The sequence below is a fragment of the Herbaspirillum chlorophenolicum genome, assembly GCF_001189955.1.
GTDB lineage: Bacteria > Pseudomonadota > Gammaproteobacteria > Burkholderiales > Burkholderiaceae_D > Herbaspirillum > Herbaspirillum chlorophenolicum.
Window position 1 is genome coordinate 18,078 of record NZ_LFLT01000021.1, and the last position, 20,511, is coordinate 38,588.

Here is a 20,511-nt window from a genome sequence, read left to right on the forward strand (position 1 = left end):
TGCGGCCTGCGCCGGGTCTGTGGCGGCGCGCATCCGCAATCGCCTCGCCCGCTCGGCCGCTGGCTGCGGCTGGCGCTGGCAGCACTGGCGGCGGTGATGATGCTGCTGGCCACGATGCCGGCCCGGGCCGCCGAAATCACCATTACGCAAGCCTCGATCGAACCCAGCGCCGAAGGCCACCGGCTGTCGCTGGCCTATTCGTTCGAATTGAACCGCGGCCTGGAAGATGCGCTCACGCGCGGCGTGCCGCTGTATTTCACGACCGAAGTGCAGATAACGCGCCGCCGCTGGTATTGGTTCGACGAGACCAACGTCTCGGCCACCCGCACCGTGCGCATCTCCTATAATGTCCTGACCCGCCAGTACCACACCGCCATCAGCGGCCAGCTGCAGCAAAGCTTTTCCAACCTGGAAGACGCCATGGCGCTGATCCGCCGGCCGCCGCGCTGGATCATCGCCGACAGCGATACGCTCAAGTCCGGCGATATCTACAACGTGGGCGTGCGCATGCGGCTGGACGTGGCGCAGCTGCCCAAGCCGTTCCAGGTGAACGCGCTCAACAACAGCGACTGGCGCCTGTCTTCCGACTGGATCGAATTCACCTACAAACCCGAATGAGCCGCACCTTACGCTATCTGCTGGTGGTCGGCGGGGGCGTCATCAGCATCCTGCTGTTCCTGCTGGCTTCGGCTTCCGAAAACTCCGCCCTGTTCGAGCAGCACTACCCGTGGCTGCTGTTCCTGAACGGCCTGGCCGCGATCTCGCTGCTGGGCCTGGTACTGCTGCTGCTGACCCGTCTTTACAAGCGCTACCGGCGCGGCAAATTCGGCTCCAAACTGTTGGCGCGGCTGGTGCTGATGTTCGCGCTGATCGGCATCCTGCCCGGCGCGGTGATCTACCTGATGTCGGTGCAATTCGTGTCGCGTTCGATCGAATCCTGGTTCGACGTGCGCATGGAAGCGGCGCTGGAGTCCGGCCTCAACCTGGGCCGCAACGCGCTCGACTCATCGCTGTCGGACCTGTCCTCGCGGGCGCGCAGCATGGCGCAGGAGCTGTCGGACATGAGCGAGTCCGAGCAAGTGACCTACTTTTCGCGCCTGCGCGACCAGAACATCGAGATCACCATCGTCAACGGCAGCGGGCAGGTGGTCAGCACGGTCGGCGGCGCCATCGGTTCGCTCACGCCGGTGCTGCCCAGCGCCCAGGCGATGCGCCAGGCCCGCATCTCGCGCGGCTTCGCCGCAGTGGAAAGCGACGACTCGCGTCCGCCCAGCGGCGAATCCGATTCCGACGCCAACCTGCGGCTGCATGTGGTGGTGCTGATTCCCGGCTCCAGCAAGGGGCTTTCACTGCAGAACGACACCCGCTACCTGCAGATCCTGCAACCGGTGCCGGATTACCTGGCGACCAACGCCGAAACCCTGCGCGTAGCCTACAGCGAATATCAGCAGCGTTCGGTCTCCCGCTCCGGCCTGCGCAAGATCTACCTGGTGACGCTCACGCTCACGCTGCTGCTGGCCATCTTCGCGGCCATCGCCAGCGCCTTCCTGATCGCCAGCGACCTGGCCAAACCGCTGCTGCTGCTGGCCGAAGGCACCAAGGCGGTGGCCGAAGGCAACCTGTCGCCGCGGCCCATCGTCAGTACGTCCGACGAACTGGGCACGCTCACGCAATCGTTCAACACCATGACGCGCCAGCTGCTGGAAGCGCGCACCTCGGTGGAACAGAACCGCGCCGAGCTCGAAAACGCCAAGGCCTACCTGGAATCGGTGCTGGCCAACATGTCGGCCGGCGTGATCGTGCTGGACGGCCAGTTCAACATCGTCAGCAGCAACGACTCGGTGCCGCGCATCCTGGGCTACGATTTCTCGGGCGATATCGGCACTCCGCTGCAGACCATCGAAGGCCAGGCGCTGTTCGCCCAGGCCATCATCCGCGCCTTCTCCGAGCAACGCGCCCAGCAAAGCACCGAAGCACCGCACGACGCCCTGCACTGGCAGCGCCAGATCGAACTGCCGCGCCAGCCCGGTACCGCGTTCGACGGCGAGAACGACCCGGGCAACGCCGGCAAGCCGGACCAGGACAAGATCACGCTGTTCGCGCGCGGCTCGCACCTGCCGGTGGAAAACGGCGTGGGCTACGTGGTGGTGTTCGACGATATCAGCAACGTGATCTCGGCCCAGCGCTCGATCGCGTGGGGCGAGGTGGCGCGCCGCCTGGCGCACGAGATCAAGAACCCGCTGACGCCGATCCAGCTCTCGGCCGAGCGCCTGCAGCACCGCCTGTCGGACAAGCTCATGCCCAACGACGCCGCGATCCTGGAAAAAGGCACCACCACCATCGTCAACCAGGTCACCGCCATGAAGCGCATGGTCGACGACTTCCGCGACTACGCCAAGACGCCGCCCGCCAAACCGGTGGCGCTGGACCTGAACGAACTGATCGAGGAAATCCTCAACCTCTACCTTGCCGGCGACGGCCGCGACGCGATCCATCCGCGCCTGGCGCCGGACATGGCCAAGGTAATGGGCGACGCCACCCAACTGCGCCAGGTCATCCATAACCTGCTGCAAAACGCGCAGGATGCGGTGGGCGACGATGACCAGCAGGCGCCGCGCATCGACCTGGTCACCGAGCAGATCGAGATCGCCGGCGCCGACGGTGCGCGCCGACCGGCAGTGCGCCTGTCCATCATGGACAATGGCCCCGGCTTTTCACCCAAGATCCTGGCGCGCGCCTTCGAACCTTACGTCACGTCCAAACCAAAAGGCACCGGTCTGGGACTCGCCATGGTCAAGAAAATCGTCGAGGAACACGGCGGAAGAATCGATATCCAGAATCGCACTGACAGCAGGGGCGCAAAAATAGTAATTTTGCTGGTAAAGTTAGCACCTATTGATTAAGACTCAAGATTCGAATGCGGCGCCCCGGGGGAATCGGCAATTCATCGCAGCCTGCCCGCCGGGAACAAGATCGATAACTTGGACAATGAACTAGCAACGAGGAAAGCAGCACATGGCAAACATCCTGGTCGTCGATGACGAAATGGGTATCCGCGAATTGCTCTCAGAAATTCTGGGCGATGAGGGACATGTCGTGGCCACCGCGGAGAACGCGCAGCAAGCGCGTGAGCTGCGCCAAAACAGCGTGCCCGACCTCGTGCTGCTGGATATCTGGATGCCCGACACCGATGGCGTCACCCTCCTGAAGGAGTGGCAGCGCGACGGACTGCTGACGATGCCCGTGATCATGATGTCCGGGCACGCCACCATCGACACCGCCGTCGAGGCCACCCGCATCGGCGCACTCAACTTCCTGGAAAAGCCGATCGCGCTGCAAAAGCTGCTCAAGGCAGTCCAGCAGGGGCTTTCGCACAGCCGCGAACCGGTGCGCCCGGCCAGCTACCGTCCGGCCCCGGTCGCCACTGTCGCCAACGGCAGCACCGAGAGCCTGCACGCAGCCGACCACGCCGCCCCGATCGCCAGCTACGCCCCTGCCCTGGGCGGCGACTCGCTGCACCATGGCATGCCGGCCGCTTCGCCTTACAACCAGGTAGCCGACAATGCCGCCAACATCTCTTTCGACCTGCCGCTGCGCGAAGCGCGCGATGCCTTCGAACGCGCCTATTTCGAATACCACCTGGTCCGCGAAAACGGCAGCATGACGCGCGTGGCCGAACGCACCGGGCTGGAACGCACCCACCTCTACCGTAAGTTGAAACAACTGGGCGTGGAACCCGGCAAGCTGGCCAAGAAGAACCATTGAACGCGGCCCTGCCGTCCGAGAGGTCCGGCACCAGCAAACAGGACCGCTTGGCGGTCCTGTTTGCTTTCATGGCGTGCTATTCGAAGACACTCCCCTCCCCATATCCATTTCAGCCACTCCGCAAGTTTCTTTTCAGGACTCAGAATTTTCCTGATTTCCATTTCCCCTGGCTGGTTGCATCCTGCAAACAAGCACCTTGCGAGTTGCACCGGGGTCACGAATGCATCGCGTGAAAAAGGACGGTAGTTTTACGGTATCTCCCGGTCATCGAACCTGAAGGGGATGGCCTGGCTGGGCCGGAAGCGTTCTGCAATGGCGAGGGGCGGCAGGTTCACGAATTTGTTTGCGTTCCGGCAACGTCATTCCGGCGATGAACTTCCGCCAAACGGTTACATCTACTCATGTAATTCCGTCGTCCGCAACGGCCGCACGGTTGCTGCAACAGACAAGGGGTGCAGCCGGGGCATCAAAGTTTTAGGCAAAAATGCCGTAACCAGACTCAGGGGTGCGCGAAAACGTTGCTCCCGGAGGTACGCAGCAAGATAGCAATAATGCATCACCGCCCTCAGGGCTTGCTCTTGAAATTCCCAGTGAAGACGCCACTTCCTTTTCGAAGCAGTATTCCAGCATAAGGAGTCACTATGAATCTCATCTACAACAGTGAACAGTACAGCGTCGTCGAATTCGGTGCCGATACCGACCATGAAGCCCTGCGTTTTGGCGGCTACGAGATCATGGACAAATCGGGCCAGCGGGAAATCTACATCGACGGCCCCGCCGCAGAACTGTTCCGCAAGGATGTGCAAGAGCTCATCGCCAGCGAACCGACGATGGAAGACATCGACACCTTCCTGAGCCGCTACGACGTGATGATGCGCCACCCGATGACGCTGCATTAAGCCCTCCGTCCCCAGCAGGATAAGAACGCCGCGCCCTCCAGCGCGGCGTTTTTTCTTCCGCTACCGTCGGCTGAAATAATGCCGAACAGGCCCTAGAATTGCGCTTTCATCTTCTTTTCCGCAGTCCGTGAACTCCTCCCCCATCAGCAGCGCGCAAACCGGCGTGCACGAACAACTTGCCGATCTCGTTACGCGCCATGCCTCGCACCCATTCCGCAAACCTGTGACCGACTACAACCGCCGCGCCTTCGACCACAGCATGGCCGCCTGGCGGGCGGCCGGCGAACCGCCGCTGATCCTCGATACCGGCTGCGGCGTGGGACTATCAACGCTGAACCTGGCCGTGCAATACCCCGACCACTTCGTGATCGGCATCGACCAGTCGGCCGACCGCCTGGCGCGCAACACGCATTGGGAAGGCCCGGAACCCGGCAACCTGTGTTTCGTGCGGGCCGACCTGGTCGACTACTGGCGCCTGGCGATGGATGCCGGCTGGCGCCCCGCACGCCACTACCTGCTCTATCCCAACCCCTGGCCCAAGATCGGCCACCTCGCGCGACGCTGGCACGGCCACGCCGTATTCCCGTCCATCCTCCAGCTGGGCGGCCATATCGAGTGCCGCAGCAACTGGCGCATCTACGTCGAGGAATTCGCCGCCGCGCTGAACCAGTTGAGCGGCCTGGACGCCGCCGCCGAACCCTACGCCACCGACGCCCCCATCACGCCCTTCGAACGCAAGTACCTCGCCTCCGGCCATACGCTGTGGCGCTGCCGCGCCGACCTCGGCATGGACGGCCTGAGCAAGGCCAGGGCCGCATCGGCCTGACGCGGTATCATCTCGTTTTCCCAGCCGTCGGCCGTGCCGCATCGGACGATTCCGGCGCAATGCGATTACCCATGACAACAACGACCAACCCGCCAACGTCCGCCCTGCACACATTCCCTTTTCCACAACGCCGCACCGCCCGGCCATGAGCCTCATCGTGATCGGCCTGGTGCTGGCCGCAGCCCTGTTGCATGCATCGTGGAATGCCTTGCTCAAGAGCAGCGCCGACCGCCTGGCATCGCTGTCGCTGATGACCATCGGCGCCGGCATCGCCGCCATCCCGCTGGTGCTGTGGCGCCCCCTGCCCGATCCGGCCAGCTGGTTCTGCATCATCCTCTCCGGCATCCTGCATACCGGCTACAACCTGTTCCTGATCCGTGCCTACAAGATCGGCGACTTCGGCCAGTCCTACCCCATCGCGCGCGGCTCCTCGCCGCTGCTGGTGGCGCTGGGCGCGGCGGTTTTCGCCGGCGAGCAATTGGGCATCTATACCGCGATCGGCATCGCGCTGGTCTCCGTGGGCATCGTCAGCCTGGCCAACCTGCGCAGCATCGGCAACCGCGAACACCTGTCCGCACCGGCAGCCGCCTTCGCCACCGGCGCCTTCATCGCGGCCTACACCGTCACCGACGGCATCGGCGCGCGCCAGGCCGGCGACTCGATTTCCTATGCCGGCTGGCTGTTCGTGCTCGACAGCATTCCGCTGGCGCTGATCTACCTCTACAAGCATCGCCGTTCGCCCATCGCCCTGGGCGAGCGCGACACCTGGCTCAGCCTGTTCGGCGGCGTGATGTCGCTGCTGGCCTACGGCATCGTCATCTGGGCCGTCACGCTGGCGCCGATGGGCATGGTCTCGGCGCTGCGCGAAACCTCGGTGCTGTTCGCGCTGCTGATCGGCTGGATCTTCCTGGGCGAAAAATTGACGCTGCGGCGGGTCCTGTCTTGCGTGGTGATCGCGGCAGGCGCGGTGGTGCTGGGCATGCGGCATTAAAAGCGGCTTGCTGCCGCCCGGCACGAATGCAGTTGGCCCGAGGGATTTACTCCACCGGTAGAGCCCGGGGAGCATCAAGACGAAAGATGCTGACCAACCCCTGAAGGCCGGAAGCCTGCTCCTGCAGCGAATGCGCGGCGGCAGCGGCTTGCTCCACCAGCGCCGCATTCCGCTGGGTCATATCGTCGATCTGGATGATCGCTTCATTGACCTGCTCGATGCCGCCACTCTGCTCGCGATTGGCATGGGTGATTTCGGTCATTACCTCCGTCACACGTCTGATGCTGGCGACGATATCCTGCATGGTGCTGCCGGCCTGCCCGACCAGCCTGCTGCCGTTCTCGACCTTGCCGACAGAGTCGCCGATCAGCACCTTGATTTCTTTCGCGGCGGACGCCGAGCGCTGGGCAAGCGTTCTCACCTCGGATGCGACCACCGCAAAACCGCGCCCCTGCTCACCCGCACGCGCGGCTTCCACCGCCGCATTCAAGGCCAGGATATTGGTCTGGAAGGCGATGCCGTCGATCACGCTGACGATGTCGGCCACCTTTTGCGAAGAGGCATTGATCGACTGCATGGTGTCCACCACTTGCGACACGATCTCGCCGCCCTGCACCGCCACGCTGGACGCTGCCGATGCCAGCGCGTTGGCCTGCTGGGCATTTTCGGCGTTGTGCTTGACAGTGGCGTTCAACTGTTCCATCGACGAGGCAGTCTCTTCCAGCGCGCCGGCCTGCTGCTCGGTGCGCGAAGACAAATCGAGGTTGCCGCGGGCAATCTCGGTTGAAGCGGTTGTGATGGTATCTGCGCCTGTGCGCACCTGCGATACGATCGCCGCCAGCTTGTCGCGCATGGCTTTCATGGCGGCCATCAGGCTGCCCTGGTCGCCCTCCCGCAAGGCAATCTCCATGGCCAAGTCGCCCTCTGCAATCCGGCTGGCAATACGTGCAGCGTCATCGGGCTCGCCGCCCAGTTTGCGCAGCAGATGGCGGGTGATCCAGAAAGCCGCCAAACCGGCCGTGACAACACCCATGGCGCTGATGACCAGCATCAGCAAACGCGCCTCGGCGTAAGCCCTGGCGCTGGTTGCCGCCGCCTCCTGGTTGAGCTTGTCTTCGAGCAGAGCCAATGCCTTGAGTTCGGCTTGCCATGCCTTCTGCACCGGCAGATATTGCGACTTCAAGAATTCCACCAGCTCATAGGACTCGCTCTGCTGGCGGATATCGATACCTTCCGCGATCACCTTGCGGGCGTTATCCGCCAGTTTGGCAATCCTGGCGAACGCTGCCTTTTCTTCGGCAGTGGTGCCAGGAAAAGCATCGAACAACTGCTGCAGATCCGCTGCGGCTTTCTGGTATTGACCGGCTTGTTCGACGATGTAGGCGGTCTCGCGCTCGACGTCTTCGTTTGATGCCGGCAACATCAGGTTGCGCAACGAAATGGAGCGCTCGGCGACGGTGTCGAGCATGGTCTTGACCAGCGCGCTTTGCGGGTTCTTCACCTCGACCACGGTATTGAAACGCGACTGCACCTGGTGCATGTTGTAGATACCGAACGCGGTGACCAGCGCCAGCAGCGCGATGACCCAGGCAAATCCAAGGCCCAGGCGTACGCCGACCTTTGCCCGTGATGGCATGGCTGTCTCCTCCGATGATTGTGCGGAATACGGCAGAACCACCTTATTGCGGATGGTTTCTGGTTTGAAAACTGCTTAGAGAACGTGCCCCAGGAATTCCCGGGTACGCGCATCCTTCGGCGAATCGAAGAATTCAGCCGGCGCACCGTGCTCGACGATGAGCCCCTTGTCGGTGAAGTAGACCTGATGGGCCACTTCGCGGGCAAAGCGCATTTCGTGCGTGACGAGGATACAAGTCATGCCCTCTTCAACCAGCTCGCGGATGGTCGCCAGCACTTCCTTCACCGTTTCCGGATCGAGCGCTGCCGTCACTTCGTCGAACAGCATCACGCTGGGGCGCATGGCCAGCGCACGGGCAATCGCCACACGCTGCTGCTGGCCGCCGGAGAGATGGCCGGGATAGGCCTTCTCCTTGCCGGTCAGGCGGACTTTTTCCAGCAGCTTGTTGGCGCGCTCGCGCACCTCTTCCGCATCCTGCTTGAGCACCTGCGTGGGCGCCAGCATGATGTTTTCCAGTACCGTCATGTGCGGGAAGAGGTTGTATTGCTGGAACACCATGCAGACATCCTTGCGCAAGGCGATGCGGTCTTCGTTGGTGCGCAGGGCGTGCACGGCGTGGCCGGCGGCCTCGATCTTGCCGCCGTCTGCCGCCACCAGGCCGTTGATGCAGCGCAAGAGCGTGGACTTGCCCGAGCCCGACGGGCCGATCAGCGCCACCGCCTCGCCCTTGTTGACGGTCATCGACACGCCGCGCAGCACCTGGTTGTCGCCGAATGCCTTGGTAACGTCGCTGACCTGGACGATCGGGCCTTGTAGATTCATGTTCATTATTTGTCTCCTGTTATCTGTATCTTGTCCGTACCGGCGCCATCCTCGGGATCAGACAATGGCGTAGCGCTTTTCCAGCGACCGCGTCCACTTGGCAATCGGCGCGCAGTAGGCAAAGAAAAGCACCAGCAGCAACCCATACACCGGCATCAGCAAGGCCGGGCTGTTTTCCGCCGACAGCACCGAGCGCGCCACGGTCACGCTGTCTTCCACGCCGACGATCGATACCAGGGGCGTCGCCATCATCAGCACGGCATAGGCGTTCATCCACGGCGGCACCATGCGCTTGACGGCTTGCGGCAGGATGACCAGCTTCAAGGTCTGCCAACGGCTCAGCGCCAGCGCATCGGCGGCCTCCCATTGTCCCGACTGCAAGGACTGGATACCGCCGCGCACCACTTCCGAGACATTGCCCATGACCGGCAAGGTCAGGCCGATGATGCCCTTGACCCAGCCCGGGAACGGCACCGAAATACCGAATACGCTGAACTGGTTGGGCAACAGCATCACGCAGAAGAACAGCAGCACCAGCCAGGGCGCATTGCGGAAGAACTGCGTCGTCCAGCTGGAGAACTTGCGCGTCAGGCCCGCCTGTGCGATCTGGCCGATACCCAATACGGCGCCGAGTACCGTGCCCAGCGCCATCGACGCAAAGCTGATGCCCACGTCTACGGCAAACCCCTTGAGCAGCAGCGGAATCCACTTCACCAGTGCGGTCACCGAGGCTTCGCCGGTGCTGGCCAGTGCCGGTGCACAAGCCGCCATGCCAATGGCCGCGAGGAGCCATGTCGATTTCAAAGAATTGGCAGATTTCATGCTCGCCCCCATCCCGGCACTGCGGTGACTTGTTCGATCTTGTGCATCATCCAGGTGAAGGCACCGATGACCACCATGTAAAACACCAGAAGCACCACCATCATTTCCATGGCGTTCAGGCTTTCCGACCAGATTTGCGACGAGGCATAAAGCAGCTCGGGTACGGCGATCGCAAAGGCATTGGTGGTGGTCTTGATCAGGTTGACCAGATTGTTGTTGAGGCCCGCCAGGCTGATACGCACCGCCAGCGGCAACACCACCATGCGGAAGATCTGGCGCTGGTTCATGCCCAGCGCATCGGCTGCTTCGATCGTCGATCTGGGCACCGCTTCGATGCCGGAACGAAAAATCTCCACATTGAACGCGCCGGCGTACAGCGTGAGCGAAGCAATCGCCCAGGTGACGTTGCCCAGCAGCGGCTGCGACTGGCCGGCCAATGATCCCAGCGCTGGGCCGAGTGCGAAGTAGAAGAAATACAGCTGCACCAGCGGCGGCGTATTGCGGAACAACTGCACATAGCCATCCACGATGCGCCGCGTGGCCTTCCCGCCCACGAACTGCAGATAGGCGCCAATGGCGCCTACCGCCAGGCTGCCGATGATCGATGCCAGCGACAGCCAGACGGTGTACTGGATCCCTTGCAGGAATTGCGCCTGGTCGTAACTGTCGTAGAAGATGGAAAAATTGAGGTGGTGCGTGGCATTCAATTGCCTGAAGAATTCGGCGACATCCATTACGTCTCCTGCAATGCGGGTTGTCCCAGCAGGCCATGTACGTCCTGTAACTGGTCAACCTGGTGAATCGTCTCCCACAACGCTCTGGCGGCGTCCTCTGCCAGCAGCGGCGCGGTGCAGTCGATGAACTTCTGCAACAGGCGCACGTCGCCGGCGGGGTTTTGCGGCATTCCGAGTGCGGCCAGCACCGTCTTGACGACAATGCGGCCATCATGCAGACAGATTTCCACGCGCGACGCCTCCGGGCAAGCCTCCGCTTCAGCGGCCGGCACAAGGTTCGCATCGGCCTGCAGCCGGATGCGCTGCATCAGCTGCACAAGCGCCGGATCGGCAAGCGCCGCTGCGCTGAGGTGCTGCCTGCCCACGTCGCCATGCAGCAGCTTGCAGCCGATGGCAAAGGACATCGAGAACTGCGCCTGGTTTGGCATCACCGGTGCGGTGTATGGCAGGCAAGCCGCCACCAGGCCCGTACCGTCACATTGCACCGATGCGACATCGGCAGCGGTGAAGCCATGTTCTTCCATCAGCATGCCGGTTGCATCGATGGCGGCTTGCGTGGCCGAACACAGCGGATGCAATTTGTAGGCGATACCGGGATCGACCAGCGAAAAACGTTTGCCCAGCGCATCGATGGCATCCAGCTTCAGTACGCCGCCATTGAGCGTGTCGGCAAAGCCGCGGCGGCGGCCGAAGATATTCGGTTGCACGTCCACACCTGCCGCCACTGCATCGACGGCCTCAATTCCCAGTTTGGCCGCCATGCCGCAGAGATACGGCTTGCCGGTACTGCCATGGATAGCGCGCAAGCCCAGCGGCATGTTGGCCGCCAGGCTGATGGCGTCGGCAATCTGCGCGGCGGACAGTTTGCGCAGCTTGGCCACGCCGGCAGCTGCACCGATGACGCCCAGCGTCGTCGTGGTCCAGTGGCCTCGCTCGTACAGGCTGTCAGTCAAGGCAAGGCCGAGCGCATATTCAACTTCCACGCCGGCGACGAATGCTTCCAGAAATTGCGCGCCGGTAGCGCCCACTTCCTGCGCCACTGCCAGCACGGCCGGCAAAACCACAGCGGTACCGTGGACGATGCCGGCATAGCTGGTGTCATCAAAATCCCAGGCATGGCAGGCGGCGCCGTTACGCAATGCGGCCGATGCCGCATCCACATGCGCAGTATCGCCTGCGACGCCACAGGCGCCGGCATGTTGCGGCAACCTTGCCACCGCTTGCGCCACTGCGCTGCGCGTGCCGGCCAGCATCACACCGATGCCATCGGCAATGCAGTCGCGCGCCACGCGCCGTGCATCCGCCGGGATACCGGCCAGCGACAGCGCAGCTACCCACTGCGCCAGCGCCTGCCCGGCATCCCTTGCATCATTGACTGCGATACTCATTTAGCGCCTGCCTTGGTTTGCATCTCCTTCAGGAAATCGGTTTGCGGCAGGTTCCATTTCTTCTCTTCGGCGACCAGGAAGCCGGTGCGGTGCCACTCATTGACGGTCTGGCGTACGAAGTCGCCGTAGGCGCCGTTGAGTTCATTGAGCGGTACGGCAATGGCCCACAGTTGCAGGTCTTCCACCGGCAACGGGGCTTCATAGTCGGCCCACTTGGCGTCGCCACTGGCGGTAATGGAGGCCAGCAGCGTGCTGTCTTGCACGAAGCCGATACACGATCCGGTCAGCAGCGCGTTGAGCGCTTCCACATTGCCAGGGAAGGCAACAATCCTGGCGCCGTACTTTTGCGCCACGGGGCGGTTGTAGTAGGCGCCCTGCGTACCGCAGATTTCCTTGTCCTTCAGGTCAGTCCACTTCTTGATGTTGGCGCTCTTGCGCACCAGCAGGCTGGTACCGCCGGCGTAGTAGAACGGCTCGATGACGCCGACCACCTTGCGGCGCTGGTCATTGACCGACATGGTGGCGATCATCAGGTCGATGCGCCCCTGCTGCAGGAATTCAATCCGGTTGGCCGTCTGCACCGGCACCAGCTCCAGCTTGACCTTCAGGCGCTTGGCCAGGTCCGCGGCCAGATCCGGCTCCAGACCGACAACCTTGCCGCTCGGATCCAGATGGCCGAATGGACGGTAGTCGGTCTTGACGCCTACACGCAGCAAGCCTTCGGACTTGATGCGGTCCAGCGTCGGCGTCTGTGCCTGGACGCCTGCCATCATGGCCAGTCCGGCCGCTGCCGTGATCACGCTCAGTATCAGTTTTTTCATGTTCGTCTCCTCAAGTGGTTGTTGGTCTTTATAGGTCTGGCTGCTCAGGCGTCTAACGCGGTTGACTCCCTTGTCAGCCTGATCGCTTCATCCCGGCTCAGGATGCCGCGCTCTTCGAAAACGTCGATCAGCGTGCGGCCTTCGCTGGCAGCCTGGCGCACGATCTTGCTGACCTGCGCATAGCCCAGTTTCGGAATCAGCGCGGTGGCAATCGCCGTCGAGTCCAGCAAATGGCGCTCGTTGACCTGTTCGCTGGCCTGCAGGCCGCTGATGCATTTTTCGCGGAACAGGCGGATGCCATTGGTCAGCAGATGGATCGAGTCGTACAGGCGATCCGCCACGACCGGCTCGAAGTGGTTGATCTCCAGCTGGCCGCCCTGGTTGGCCTGGGCGATACAAACGTCGTTGCCGACCACGGCATAGCCGATCTGCATCATGCTCATGGGCAGCACCGGGTTGATCTTGCCCGGCATGATGGAGGAACCCGCCTGCACCGCCGGCAGCTCCAGTTCGCCGAGACCGCCGTTGGGGCCGGAGGATAACAGGATCAGGTCGGAGGCAATCTTGGCGATGGAGGTCGCGCAAGTGCGTAGCTCGCCCGAGACGCGCGTGAAGGTGTCGAGGTTCTGCATGGCGTCGAAGGCATCATCGGCCGGCACGAACGGCACGCCGGTGACGCCGGACAGGTGTGCATACACGCTGGCCTTGTAGCCACGCGGCGCGCCAAAGCCGGTGCCGATGGCGGTGCCGCCCAGCGGCAGCACGCGCAGCTCATCGCGTACGGCCCTGACCTTTTCGCCCAGGCGGGCAGCCAGTGCGGCATAGCCGCCGAACGTTTGTCCAAGCAGCATCGGCTGCGCATCCTGGAAGCAGGTGCGGCCCAGATGCAGCACGTCCTTGAATTGCTCCGCCTTGGCTTGCAGGCTGGCGGCAAATGCGTCGAGTTCGTCGGCCAGGGGTGCCAGCAAGGCATAGGCGGCGATCTTCATCGCAGCGGGATAGACATCGTTGGTCGACTGCGAACGGTTGACGTGGTCGTTCGGATGGACCCGGTCGTAGCTGCCGGGCTGGCCGCCCAGCAATTGCTGCGCACGGTTGGCGACGACTTCATTGATGTTCATGTTGGTGGAAGTGCCGCCCGAGCCTTCCATGAAATCGACCACCATGAACCGGTCGTGCTGGCCGTCGGCGATCTCGCGGCAGGCCTGGACGATAGCGGTGGCTTGCGCATCGTCGATGACCCCCATGTCGCGGTTGGCCAGTGCGGCAGCCCATTTGCACTGGGCAAAGGCGCGCACGAATTCGCGCTCGGCGCCGATGGCATTGGTGGATACCGTCAGGTTTTCTACACCGCGAATGGTATTGACGCCGTATAGCGCATCGGATGGAATCTGGACCGTGCCCAGGTAATCTGCTTCTGAGCGATGTGTGGATGTCGCCGACATGTTATCTCCATGAATGAATTGTTGTCATTGCGGGCAGCGCGGGATCAATCTCCCTCAACTCCCCGGTGACCTGGCTGTCGAGGATGGCTTGCACCAACCCGAATATTTCTTTTCCCAAAACGCCGTATTCGCCCTGGCCCTGCCTTGTATGCAGGTACAGCGTTCTTTCCTCGTTCAAATCCTCGATCACGTCTACTCGCACTGCGGCGGCCGAGCGGGCACCTTGCAGCAGGCACAGCGGAGTGGTCACCGCCCAGCCGAGGCCGCCTGCGACCATCGCGGTCAGCGTGTCGGCGGTATCGACTTCCAGCCGGTGCGAGGGATTCACATCGATCCTGCGCAACGCACGTTCGGCCTGTTCCCCCAGATGCGACTGCCGGTTGAAACGGATAATGGGCAGCGCTTTTTCCAGCGTTGCGATGTCGGCCGCAACACGGCACTTCGGCGCGGACGGCGGTGCAATCAGCATGAACCGTTCCGACATCAGCGGCTGGCTCTGGATCTCTTCCAAGTCCAGCTGCCGCGATGAAATCACCAGATCCAGCTCACGCCGCGCCAGCGCTTCGCCGAGGTTGGGCGTCAAGCCGGTGCGCACTGCCAACTGGTTGGTCACTTGCAGCAATTGCTGCACCAGATGCGTACCGCATGTCGCAGCGAACGAATCCACCAGGCCGATGCGCAGGCTTGGCTTGGCCTCGCGGCTGGCATCGAGCACGGCGCTGCGGATGTTGCACGCATCGTCAAGCAGCGCACGTCCGCGGTTGAACAAGGCAATGCCCGCAGGCGTGAGCGTCAATGGCCGTACCGTGCGGTTCAACAATGGCGCGCCAACACTGTCTTCCAGCATGCGGATGGTCTGGGATACCGCCGATTGCGAGATACCGAGTTTCTTCGCCGTGCGCGACATGTTGCAGTCCTGTGCCGTCGCCACAAAGATGCGAAGCGCCTGCATATCGATGAGCCGGCTGTCCTGCATGGTGTTGTCCCGAATTTCAATGCAGGGAGTGTAGGCAGGATTAGAAGCTGTAGATATAGTCTGAGCCGTACTATTAGCAACTCTAATAATTAGATGCGCAAATCCCAAAAATGGCGCAGCGGGCGAAGAAGAATTTGCACGTAAAAAAGCCTCCAGGCCCACCGTATGGGGCGTGGAGGCCGTTGTGCGGCGCAAAAATGCACGGGATAGAACTGCCCGAGTCTCCCTTGGATTCGTGCAGGATCATGCGTGACGGCCGAAACCATCATCAGGATGAGGTGCGACTTCCGCGACCTGCGTCAATTATTTGGCAGGATCGAGTGACGCCCGTGCTTCAAGTGAGATCCATGACGGCACATGGTTCACGCTGTCCAGGAACTGTTCCAGCGCCTCACGGGAAATGGCGAGCGTGGCGGAGTTCTGCAGCGGATGCAACAGGAAGGCGGCCTCCCCCGCCAGGTCGGCATCGATGATGAGGCGCACTTTGCCGGCCTGGTCATTGACCAATGCCAATGGACTGAGCGAACCGGGCCGCAAACCCAGTGCGTCGTACAGCAATTCTGCAGAAGCGAACGACAGGCGTTTGGAACCGAATGCCTTGGCCGCTGCCTTCAAATCCAGCGCCTTCGCGGCAGTGGTCATCACGAGGAAACAGGCCCCCGATTTGTCCTGCAACAGCAGGTTCTTGCAGCGCGCCCCAGTGAGCGACAAGGTGAGTTTTTCCGACTCGCCCATGTTGAGCACGGCATCGTGCTCTTCGCATTCATAGGGGAGATGTTGCGCGTCGAGTCGCGCCAGCAGTTCGGTCTTGCCAAGCATGGTAATGAATCAAAAAGAAAAAGGCAGCTGCATCCACGCGGCCGGGAAATTATTCATGGGTGCTTCGCTCGCCCACGGAAATGAGCTGGGCGAGACCTTCGTTGACCGCCCTCAAACGCGGCAGGAATGAAGTCTCGATGACGGTGCGCGCGGTTTCGCAGGCGTCGTCAAAGAAGGCATTGTACTCATCGCGGCGCCCGACCAGAAACAGCGAACGCTCCAGCGCCAGTTGGCTGATGACGTGCACTTCCACATGCGATGCATACGCGATCCCTTGCAGCAGGCACATGGGCGATGTAATGGCCCAGCCAATTCCTTCCGCCACCATCGAGGTCAATGCATCCGCGTTGTCCAGCTCCAACCGGTTTGGAGAACGCACTTCGATCCGGCGAAGGTAGCGATCAATCTGGAGCCCGACCTGGGAGTTGCGGTTGAATTTGACAATGGGGAGAACGTTTGCCAGCGAACGCAGATCCTCCAGCGTATCCAACTGCCGCCTCATGCCCTTTGGCGTGATAACGAGGTAACGCTCCGAGAAAAGGCGGTAGCGAACCACTTCGTTGGCATCCATCAACGGATCGCTAGTGACGATGAGGTCGAGGTCACGGCGTAGCAGCGCCTCTCCCTGCTGGGGACTAAGGCCCGTGCGAATGGTCAGTTGCGTCGCCTTATCCAGCAGGCTCTTTGTGAAACCGGGTCCGCAAGTCGATGCGAATGAATCCACAAGTCCGATTCGCACGTCGGGCTTGATGCCTTGCCCTGCTTCAATCACTTGGGCCTTGAGGTTGGCAATTTCCTCGCTGAGGATCGCGCCTCTGTTGCGAAGCGCTATGCCGTACGGCGTCAGGGCCAATGGACGGGTCGTCCGGTTAATCAAAACGACGCCCAGGTCATCCTCAAGCTGCCGCATGATCTGCGATACGGCGGACTGCGATATGCCCATGCGGGATGCTGCGGCCGACATACTGCCCTCTTCGGCAACCGCAACGAATACCTGGACGGCGTGCATATCGAGCGGCTTGTTGGGCATCATGCTCTTTCCTCAAACGGGTTGATAAATATCGCGATTATTCATCAAACCCGTCTTGCGACGCACGGAGTTTCTTACGCCGCCTCAAGGAATGCATGATGCCGCCCCGCGGTCAGACAGCGATCAAATTTCTATCTTGGTGCCCAGCTCCACCACCCGGTTGGCGGGAATGTTGAAGAAGTCCGAAGGCTTGGCGCCGTTCTGGTACATCCAGGCGAACAGCCGCTCGCGCCACAGCGACATGCCCAGCAGCTTGCTCGGCACCACCGTGTCGCGCGCCAGGAAAAACGAGGTGTCCATCAGGTCGAAATGGTGGCCGAACTGCTGCTCGGCCAGCGCCATCACCCGGTTCACCTCGGGCGTCTCCTTGAAGCCGAAGGAAGCGCGCAGCAGGTAGACCTGGCCGCCCAGGTCCTTCATGGTCAGGCGCTCGCTGTCGGCCACGTAAGGCACGTCCCAGATGCTGATCTTCAGGAAGAACACCCGCTCGTGCAGGATGCGGTTGTGCTTGAGGTTGTGCAGCAGCGCCACCGGCACGGTGTTGATGTTGCCGGTCATGAAGACGGCGGTGCCGCCCACGCGGTGCGGCGGATGCGCCAGCAGGCCTTCGACGAAAGGCTCCAGCGGGATGCCGTCGTCCTTGATGCGCATGCGCAGCAGCATGCGGCCGGAATACCACGTCATCAGCAGGAAGAACGCTGCGCCGCCGATCACCAGCGGGAACCAGCCGCCCTCGGTGAGCTTGAGCAGGTTGGCGGCGAAGAATGCGACGTCCACCACCATGAAGCAGCTGATGACCACCACCACCGCCGGCAGCCGCCACTTCCAGATATGGCGCATCACCACGCCCAGCAGCATGGTGGTGATCACCATGGTAGTGGTCACCGCCACGCCATATGCGGCGGCCAGGTTGTCCGATTTCTTGAAGGCCAGCACCACGGCCACCACCAGCACCAGCAGCATCCAGTTGATCAGCGGGATATAGATCTGGCCCTGCTCGTCTTCGGAAGTGTGCAGGATGCGCATGCGCGGCACGAAGCCCAGCAGGATGGCCTGGCTGGTCAGCGAGAAGGCGCCCGAAATCACCGCCTGCGAAGCGATCACGGTGGCACAGGTCGACAGCAGCACCATGGGCAGCACCAGCGCCTCGGGCACCATCAGGTAAAAGGGGTTCTTGATCGCCGCCGGGTTGGCGATCAGGTTGGCGCCCTGGCCGAAGTAGTTGATCAGCAGCGCGGGCATGACCGTGAAAATCCAGGCGAAGCGGATCGGCTTGATGCCGAAGTGGCCCATGTCGGCATACAGCGCCTCGGCGCCGGTCAGCACCAGCACCACCGAGCCCAGCACGATGAAGGCCTGCAGCGAATGATCGGCCATGAAACGGACGGCGTAGTAGGGATTGATCGCCACCAGCACTTCCGGCGCCTTGACGATGTTGTACAACCCCAGGAGCGCCAGCGACAGGAACCAGGCGAACATCACCGGCCCGAAGAAACGGCCCACCACGCTGGTGCCGTGGCGCTGGATCAGGAACAGCACCACCACGATGACGATCGTCAGCGGAATCACCACATGCGAAGTCTGCGGCGCGGCGATCTCCAGCCCTTCCACCGCCGACAGCACCGAGATGGCCGGCGTAATCACCACGTCGCCGTAAAACATGCAGGCGCCGAATACCCCCAGCATCATCAGCAGCTTGGCGCGCGGCGAGCCTGACACGGCCGAACGCAGCGACAGCGCCATCAAGGCCAGCACGCCGCCTTCGCCGTTATTGTCGGCGCGCAGCACGAACAGCACATATTTGATGCTCACCACGATGGTGATGGCCCAGAACAGCATGGAGATGATGCCCAGCACCGCGTCGGGAGAAAAGGCGATGCCGTGGTCGGGGCTGAAACATTCCTTGAGCGCATACAGCGGACTGGTGCCGATATCGCCGAACACCACGCCGAGCGCGGCCAGTGTGACCAGATGCAGCTTCTGCGAACGGAAGGAAAGATTTGGATTGGTGTGAGATGAACTCATCGGGCTCCCTTTGCTTCTTCAAATTGTCGCCGCAGGCCTTGCTCAAAAAGTGGAAATCAGGGCATCCGGCCGGGCAGGAGGCGTACTTTATCGCACTCTACCTGTGGTGCGCGCAAATTGCCCGGGCCGCAAGCAGGACGTTGCGCCGCTGCCTCTGCCCGGGCATCCGGAACTTGACAGCGCTGCAATACAGCAGTTCGGGATTTGCCGACCGGCGCCTCGCATCGGGCATCTTCCCGTCTCCCCTGCCGCATGGCAGGCCGGCATCGAAAGGCCGCCAACAGCAAGGCTTCACGGCCTATACCGTGGCCTTATATGGATATGCGGTAATCGAGTTTTTCTTTCTTCTGCACCCTTTATATACTCCAATCGAATAAAGAACCACGATTTTTCTGCGAGATGGTTCTAAGCCAAATTTCCGATGGCCACCCGGCCCTCCTCCACAACGACAGGACATCATGAAACCAGCTCGCCCCGCGCCGGGACGTCTCCGGCGTCTCATTTCCAACACCCTGGCCGCTTCGGCCACCGGCGCATTGGCGCTGTCGCTGCTGGGCGCGCCGATGGCGGCGCATGCCGAAGGGCAGCTGCGCATCGCCGAGCAGTTCGGCATCGTCTACCTGTTGCTCAATGTCGCGCAGGACCAGCAACTGATCGAGAAGCACGGCAAGGCTGCCGGCGTGGACATCAAGGTCGACTGGCTGAAGCTCTCCGGCGGCTCGGCCGTCAACGACGCGCTGCTGTCCGGTTCGGTGGATATCGCCGGCGCCGGCGTGGGCCCGCTGCTGACCATCTGGGACCGCACCTACGGCAAGCAAAACGTGCGCGGGGTCGCATCGCTGGGCAACTTCCCCTACTACCTGGTGAGCAACAACCCGAACGTGAAGACCATCGCCGACTTCACCGAGAAGGACCGCATCGCGCTGCCGGCAGTCGGTGTATCGGTGCAGTCGCGCGTGCTGCAGTTCGCCTCGGCCAAGCTGTGGGGCGACGCCCAGTACAACAAGCTGGACAAGATCAGCATCGCCGTACCGCACCCGGATGCCACCGCCGCCATCATCAGCGGCGGCACCGAGATCACCGGCCACTTCGGCAATCCGCCGTTCCAGGAACAGGAACTGGCCGGCAATCCCAAGGCGCATATCGTGCTGAACTCCTACCAGGTGCTGGGCGGCCCATCGTCGGCCACGGTGTTGTACGCGACCGAGAAATTCCGCAAGGACAACCCCAAGACCTACAGCGCCTTCGTCGACGCGCTGGATGAAGCCGCGAAGTTCATCGCCGCCAATCCTGAGAAAGCCGCCGACATTTACCTCAAGGTCAACAAGGGCAGTACCGACCGCAAGCTGCTGCTGCAGATCATCAAGAACCCGGAAGTGCAGTTCAAGATCGGGCCGCAGAACACTTACCCGCTGGCCGAGTTCATGCACCGCGTGGGCGCCATCAAGAACAAGCCGGCTTCGGTGAAGGATTACTTCTTCGACGACACCCATATCCAGGGAGGCAGCTGAC

19 protein-coding genes are annotated in these 20,511 nt (G+C 62.1%); 8 read left to right on the plus strand and 11 right to left on the minus strand.

Going from position 1 to position 20,511, the window contains the following annotated elements; translation table 11 throughout:
- Positions 1-96 precede the first annotated feature (96 nt).
- The 6 genes from AKL28_RS13885 to AKL28_RS13910 all read left to right on the plus strand — a co-directional run bounded on the left by AKL28_RS13885 (position 97) and on the right by AKL28_RS13910 (position 6,481).
- Positions 97-618, plus strand: a complete 522-nt coding sequence (locus tag AKL28_RS13885; RefSeq protein WP_156226345.1) for a DUF4390 domain-containing protein — start codon at positions 97-99, stop codon at positions 616-618.
- On the plus strand, positions 615-2,903 hold the full coding sequence (locus tag AKL28_RS13890; protein WP_050468755.1) for a sensor histidine kinase: 2,289 nt from the start codon (positions 615-617) through the stop codon (positions 2,901-2,903). The genes AKL28_RS13885 and AKL28_RS13890 overlap by 4 nt, the downstream gene beginning before the upstream one ends.
- Before the next feature lie 112 nt (positions 2,904-3,015).
- Entirely contained in the window at positions 3,016-3,765 is a 750-nt protein-coding gene (locus AKL28_RS13895) for a response regulator (RefSeq protein ID WP_050468756.1), read from the plus strand.
- 641 nt (positions 3,766-4,406) lie between these two features.
- Entirely contained in the window at positions 4,407-4,664 is a 258-nt protein-coding gene (locus tag AKL28_RS13900; RefSeq protein ID WP_050468757.1) for a BTH_I0359 family protein, read from the plus strand.
- Between the two features lie 127 nt (positions 4,665-4,791).
- On the plus strand, positions 4,792-5,490 hold the full coding sequence (trmB, locus tag AKL28_RS13905; protein ID WP_050468758.1) for a tRNA (guanine(46)-N(7))-methyltransferase TrmB: 699 nt from the start codon (positions 4,792-4,794) through the stop codon (positions 5,488-5,490).
- Positions 5,491-5,635: 145 nt separating this feature from the next.
- Positions 5,636-6,481: a DMT family transporter gene (locus tag AKL28_RS13910; protein WP_050468759.1), complete on the plus strand. Its 846-nt coding sequence runs from the start codon at positions 5,636-5,638 to the stop codon at positions 6,479-6,481.
- A 46-nt stretch (positions 6,482-6,527) separates the two neighbouring features.
- On the opposite strand, the gene AKL28_RS13915 is transcribed toward AKL28_RS13910, so the two are convergent.
- From AKL28_RS13915 to AKL28_RS13965, 11 genes are all read right to left on the minus strand, one after another.
- Positions 6,528-8,117 carry a methyl-accepting chemotaxis protein gene (locus tag AKL28_RS13915; RefSeq protein WP_082221495.1) on the minus strand — a complete coding sequence of 530 codons (1,590 nt, stop codon included), beginning with the start codon at positions 8,115-8,117 and terminating at the stop codon, positions 6,528-6,530.
- 75 nt (positions 8,118-8,192) lie between these two features.
- On the minus strand, positions 8,193-8,945 hold the full coding sequence (locus AKL28_RS13920; protein WP_269432189.1) for an amino acid ABC transporter ATP-binding protein: 753 nt from the start codon (positions 8,943-8,945) through the stop codon (positions 8,193-8,195).
- A gap of 51 nt (positions 8,946-8,996) precedes the next feature.
- The gene (locus tag AKL28_RS13925; RefSeq protein WP_050468811.1) at positions 8,997-9,761 is read right to left on the minus strand and encodes an amino acid ABC transporter permease; all 765 of its coding nucleotides are present in this window, start codon (positions 9,759-9,761) and stop codon (positions 8,997-8,999) included.
- Entirely contained in the window at positions 9,758-10,495 is a 738-nt protein-coding gene (locus tag AKL28_RS13930) for an amino acid ABC transporter permease (RefSeq protein ID WP_050468760.1), read from the minus strand. Before AKL28_RS13930 ends, AKL28_RS13925 begins: the two co-directional genes overlap by 4 nt.
- The gene (locus tag AKL28_RS13935) at positions 10,495-11,883 is read right to left on the minus strand and encodes an MmgE/PrpD family protein (RefSeq protein ID WP_050468761.1); all 1,389 of its coding nucleotides are present in this window, start codon (positions 11,881-11,883) and stop codon (positions 10,495-10,497) included. Before AKL28_RS13935 ends, AKL28_RS13930 begins: the two co-directional genes overlap by 1 nt.
- The gene (locus AKL28_RS13940) at positions 11,880-12,704 is read right to left on the minus strand and encodes a transporter substrate-binding domain-containing protein (RefSeq protein ID WP_050468762.1); all 825 of its coding nucleotides are present in this window, start codon (positions 12,702-12,704) and stop codon (positions 11,880-11,882) included. The genes AKL28_RS13935 and AKL28_RS13940 overlap by 4 nt, the downstream gene beginning before the upstream one ends.
- Before the next feature lie 44 nt (positions 12,705-12,748).
- A complete protein-coding gene (locus AKL28_RS13945) occupies positions 12,749-14,149 on the minus strand; it encodes an aspartate ammonia-lyase (protein ID WP_050468763.1) in 1,401 nt (466 codons plus the stop codon).
- A 1-nt stretch (position 14,150) separates the two neighbouring features.
- The gene (locus AKL28_RS13950; RefSeq protein ID WP_156226344.1) at positions 14,151-15,287 is read right to left on the minus strand and encodes a LysR family transcriptional regulator; all 1,137 of its coding nucleotides are present in this window, start codon (positions 15,285-15,287) and stop codon (positions 14,151-14,153) included.
- Between the two features lie 141 nt (positions 15,288-15,428).
- Complete coding sequence (locus tag AKL28_RS13955) at positions 15,429-15,944, minus strand: YbaK/EbsC family protein (RefSeq protein ID WP_050468765.1); 516 nt, start codon at positions 15,942-15,944, stop codon at positions 15,429-15,431.
- A 49-nt stretch (positions 15,945-15,993) separates the two neighbouring features.
- Positions 15,994-16,977 carry a LysR family transcriptional regulator gene (locus AKL28_RS13960; RefSeq protein ID WP_050468766.1) on the minus strand — a complete coding sequence of 328 codons (984 nt, stop codon included), beginning with the start codon at positions 16,975-16,977 and terminating at the stop codon, positions 15,994-15,996.
- A 120-nt stretch (positions 16,978-17,097) separates the two neighbouring features.
- Entirely contained in the window at positions 17,098-18,999 is a 1,902-nt protein-coding gene (locus AKL28_RS13965; RefSeq protein WP_050468767.1) for a potassium transporter Kup, read from the minus strand.
- Between AKL28_RS13965 and AKL28_RS13970 the strand changes: the two genes are divergently transcribed.
- Positions 18,990-19,376 carry a hypothetical protein gene (locus AKL28_RS13970; protein ID WP_050468768.1) on the plus strand — a complete coding sequence of 129 codons (387 nt, stop codon included), beginning with the start codon at positions 18,990-18,992 and terminating at the stop codon, positions 19,374-19,376. The genes AKL28_RS13965 and AKL28_RS13970 overlap by 10 nt on opposite strands.
- 81 nt (positions 19,377-19,457) lie before the next feature.
- Positions 19,458-20,510 (plus strand): ABC transporter substrate-binding protein, encoded by a 1,053-nt coding sequence (locus AKL28_RS13975; protein WP_050468769.1) that lies wholly within the window; start codon positions 19,458-19,460, stop codon positions 20,508-20,510.
- Position 20,511 lies beyond the last annotated feature (1 nt).

What these genes read in the sequence shown, in the direction of transcription:
- AKL28_RS13910 (WP_050468759.1), top strand. Translation starts at nt 5,636, where the DNA reads ATGAGCCTCATCGTGATCGGCCTGGTGCTGGCCGCAGCCCTGTTGCAT.
- AKL28_RS13965 (WP_050468767.1), bottom strand. Translation starts at nt 18,999, where the DNA reads ATGAGTTCATCTCACACCAATCCAAATCTTTCCTTCCGTTCGCAGAAG.
- AKL28_RS13960 (WP_050468766.1), bottom strand. Translation starts at nt 16,977, where the DNA reads ATGATGCCCAACAAGCCGCTCGATATGCACGCCGTCCAGGTATTCGTT.
- AKL28_RS13890 (WP_050468755.1), top strand. Translation starts at nt 615, where the DNA reads ATGAGCCGCACCTTACGCTATCTGCTGGTGGTCGGCGGGGGCGTCATC.
- AKL28_RS13895 (WP_050468756.1), top strand. Translation starts at nt 3,016, where the DNA reads ATGGCAAACATCCTGGTCGTCGATGACGAAATGGGTATCCGCGAATTG.
- AKL28_RS13955 (WP_050468765.1), bottom strand. Translation starts at nt 15,944, where the DNA reads ATGCTTGGCAAGACCGAACTGCTGGCGCGACTCGACGCGCAACATCTC.
- AKL28_RS13900 (WP_050468757.1), top strand. Translation starts at nt 4,407, where the DNA reads ATGAATCTCATCTACAACAGTGAACAGTACAGCGTCGTCGAATTCGGT.
- AKL28_RS13935 (WP_050468761.1), bottom strand. Translation starts at nt 11,883, where the DNA reads ATGAGTATCGCAGTCAATGATGCAAGGGATGCCGGGCAGGCGCTGGCG.
- AKL28_RS13945 (WP_050468763.1), bottom strand. Translation starts at nt 14,149, where the DNA reads ATGTCGGCGACATCCACACATCGCTCAGAAGCAGATTACCTGGGCACG.
- AKL28_RS13970 (WP_050468768.1), top strand. Translation starts at nt 18,990, where the DNA reads ATGAACTCATCGGGCTCCCTTTGCTTCTTCAAATTGTCGCCGCAGGCC.
- AKL28_RS13975 (WP_050468769.1), top strand. Translation starts at nt 19,458, where the DNA reads ATGAAACCAGCTCGCCCCGCGCCGGGACGTCTCCGGCGTCTCATTTCC.
- AKL28_RS13925 (WP_050468811.1), bottom strand. Translation starts at nt 9,761, where the DNA reads ATGAAATCTGCCAATTCTTTGAAATCGACATGGCTCCTCGCGGCCATT.
- AKL28_RS13930 (WP_050468760.1), bottom strand. Translation starts at nt 10,495, where the DNA reads ATGGATGTCGCCGAATTCTTCAGGCAATTGAATGCCACGCACCACCTC.
- AKL28_RS13885 (WP_156226345.1), top strand. Translation starts at nt 97, where the DNA reads ATGATGCTGCTGGCCACGATGCCGGCCCGGGCCGCCGAAATCACCATT.
- AKL28_RS13940 (WP_050468762.1), bottom strand. Translation starts at nt 12,704, where the DNA reads ATGAAAAAACTGATACTGAGCGTGATCACGGCAGCGGCCGGACTGGCC.
- AKL28_RS13915 (WP_082221495.1), bottom strand. Translation starts at nt 8,117, where the DNA reads ATGCCATCACGGGCAAAGGTCGGCGTACGCCTGGGCCTTGGATTTGCC.
- AKL28_RS13920 (WP_269432189.1), bottom strand. Translation starts at nt 8,945, where the DNA reads ATGAACATGAATCTACAAGGCCCGATCGTCCAGGTCAGCGACGTTACC.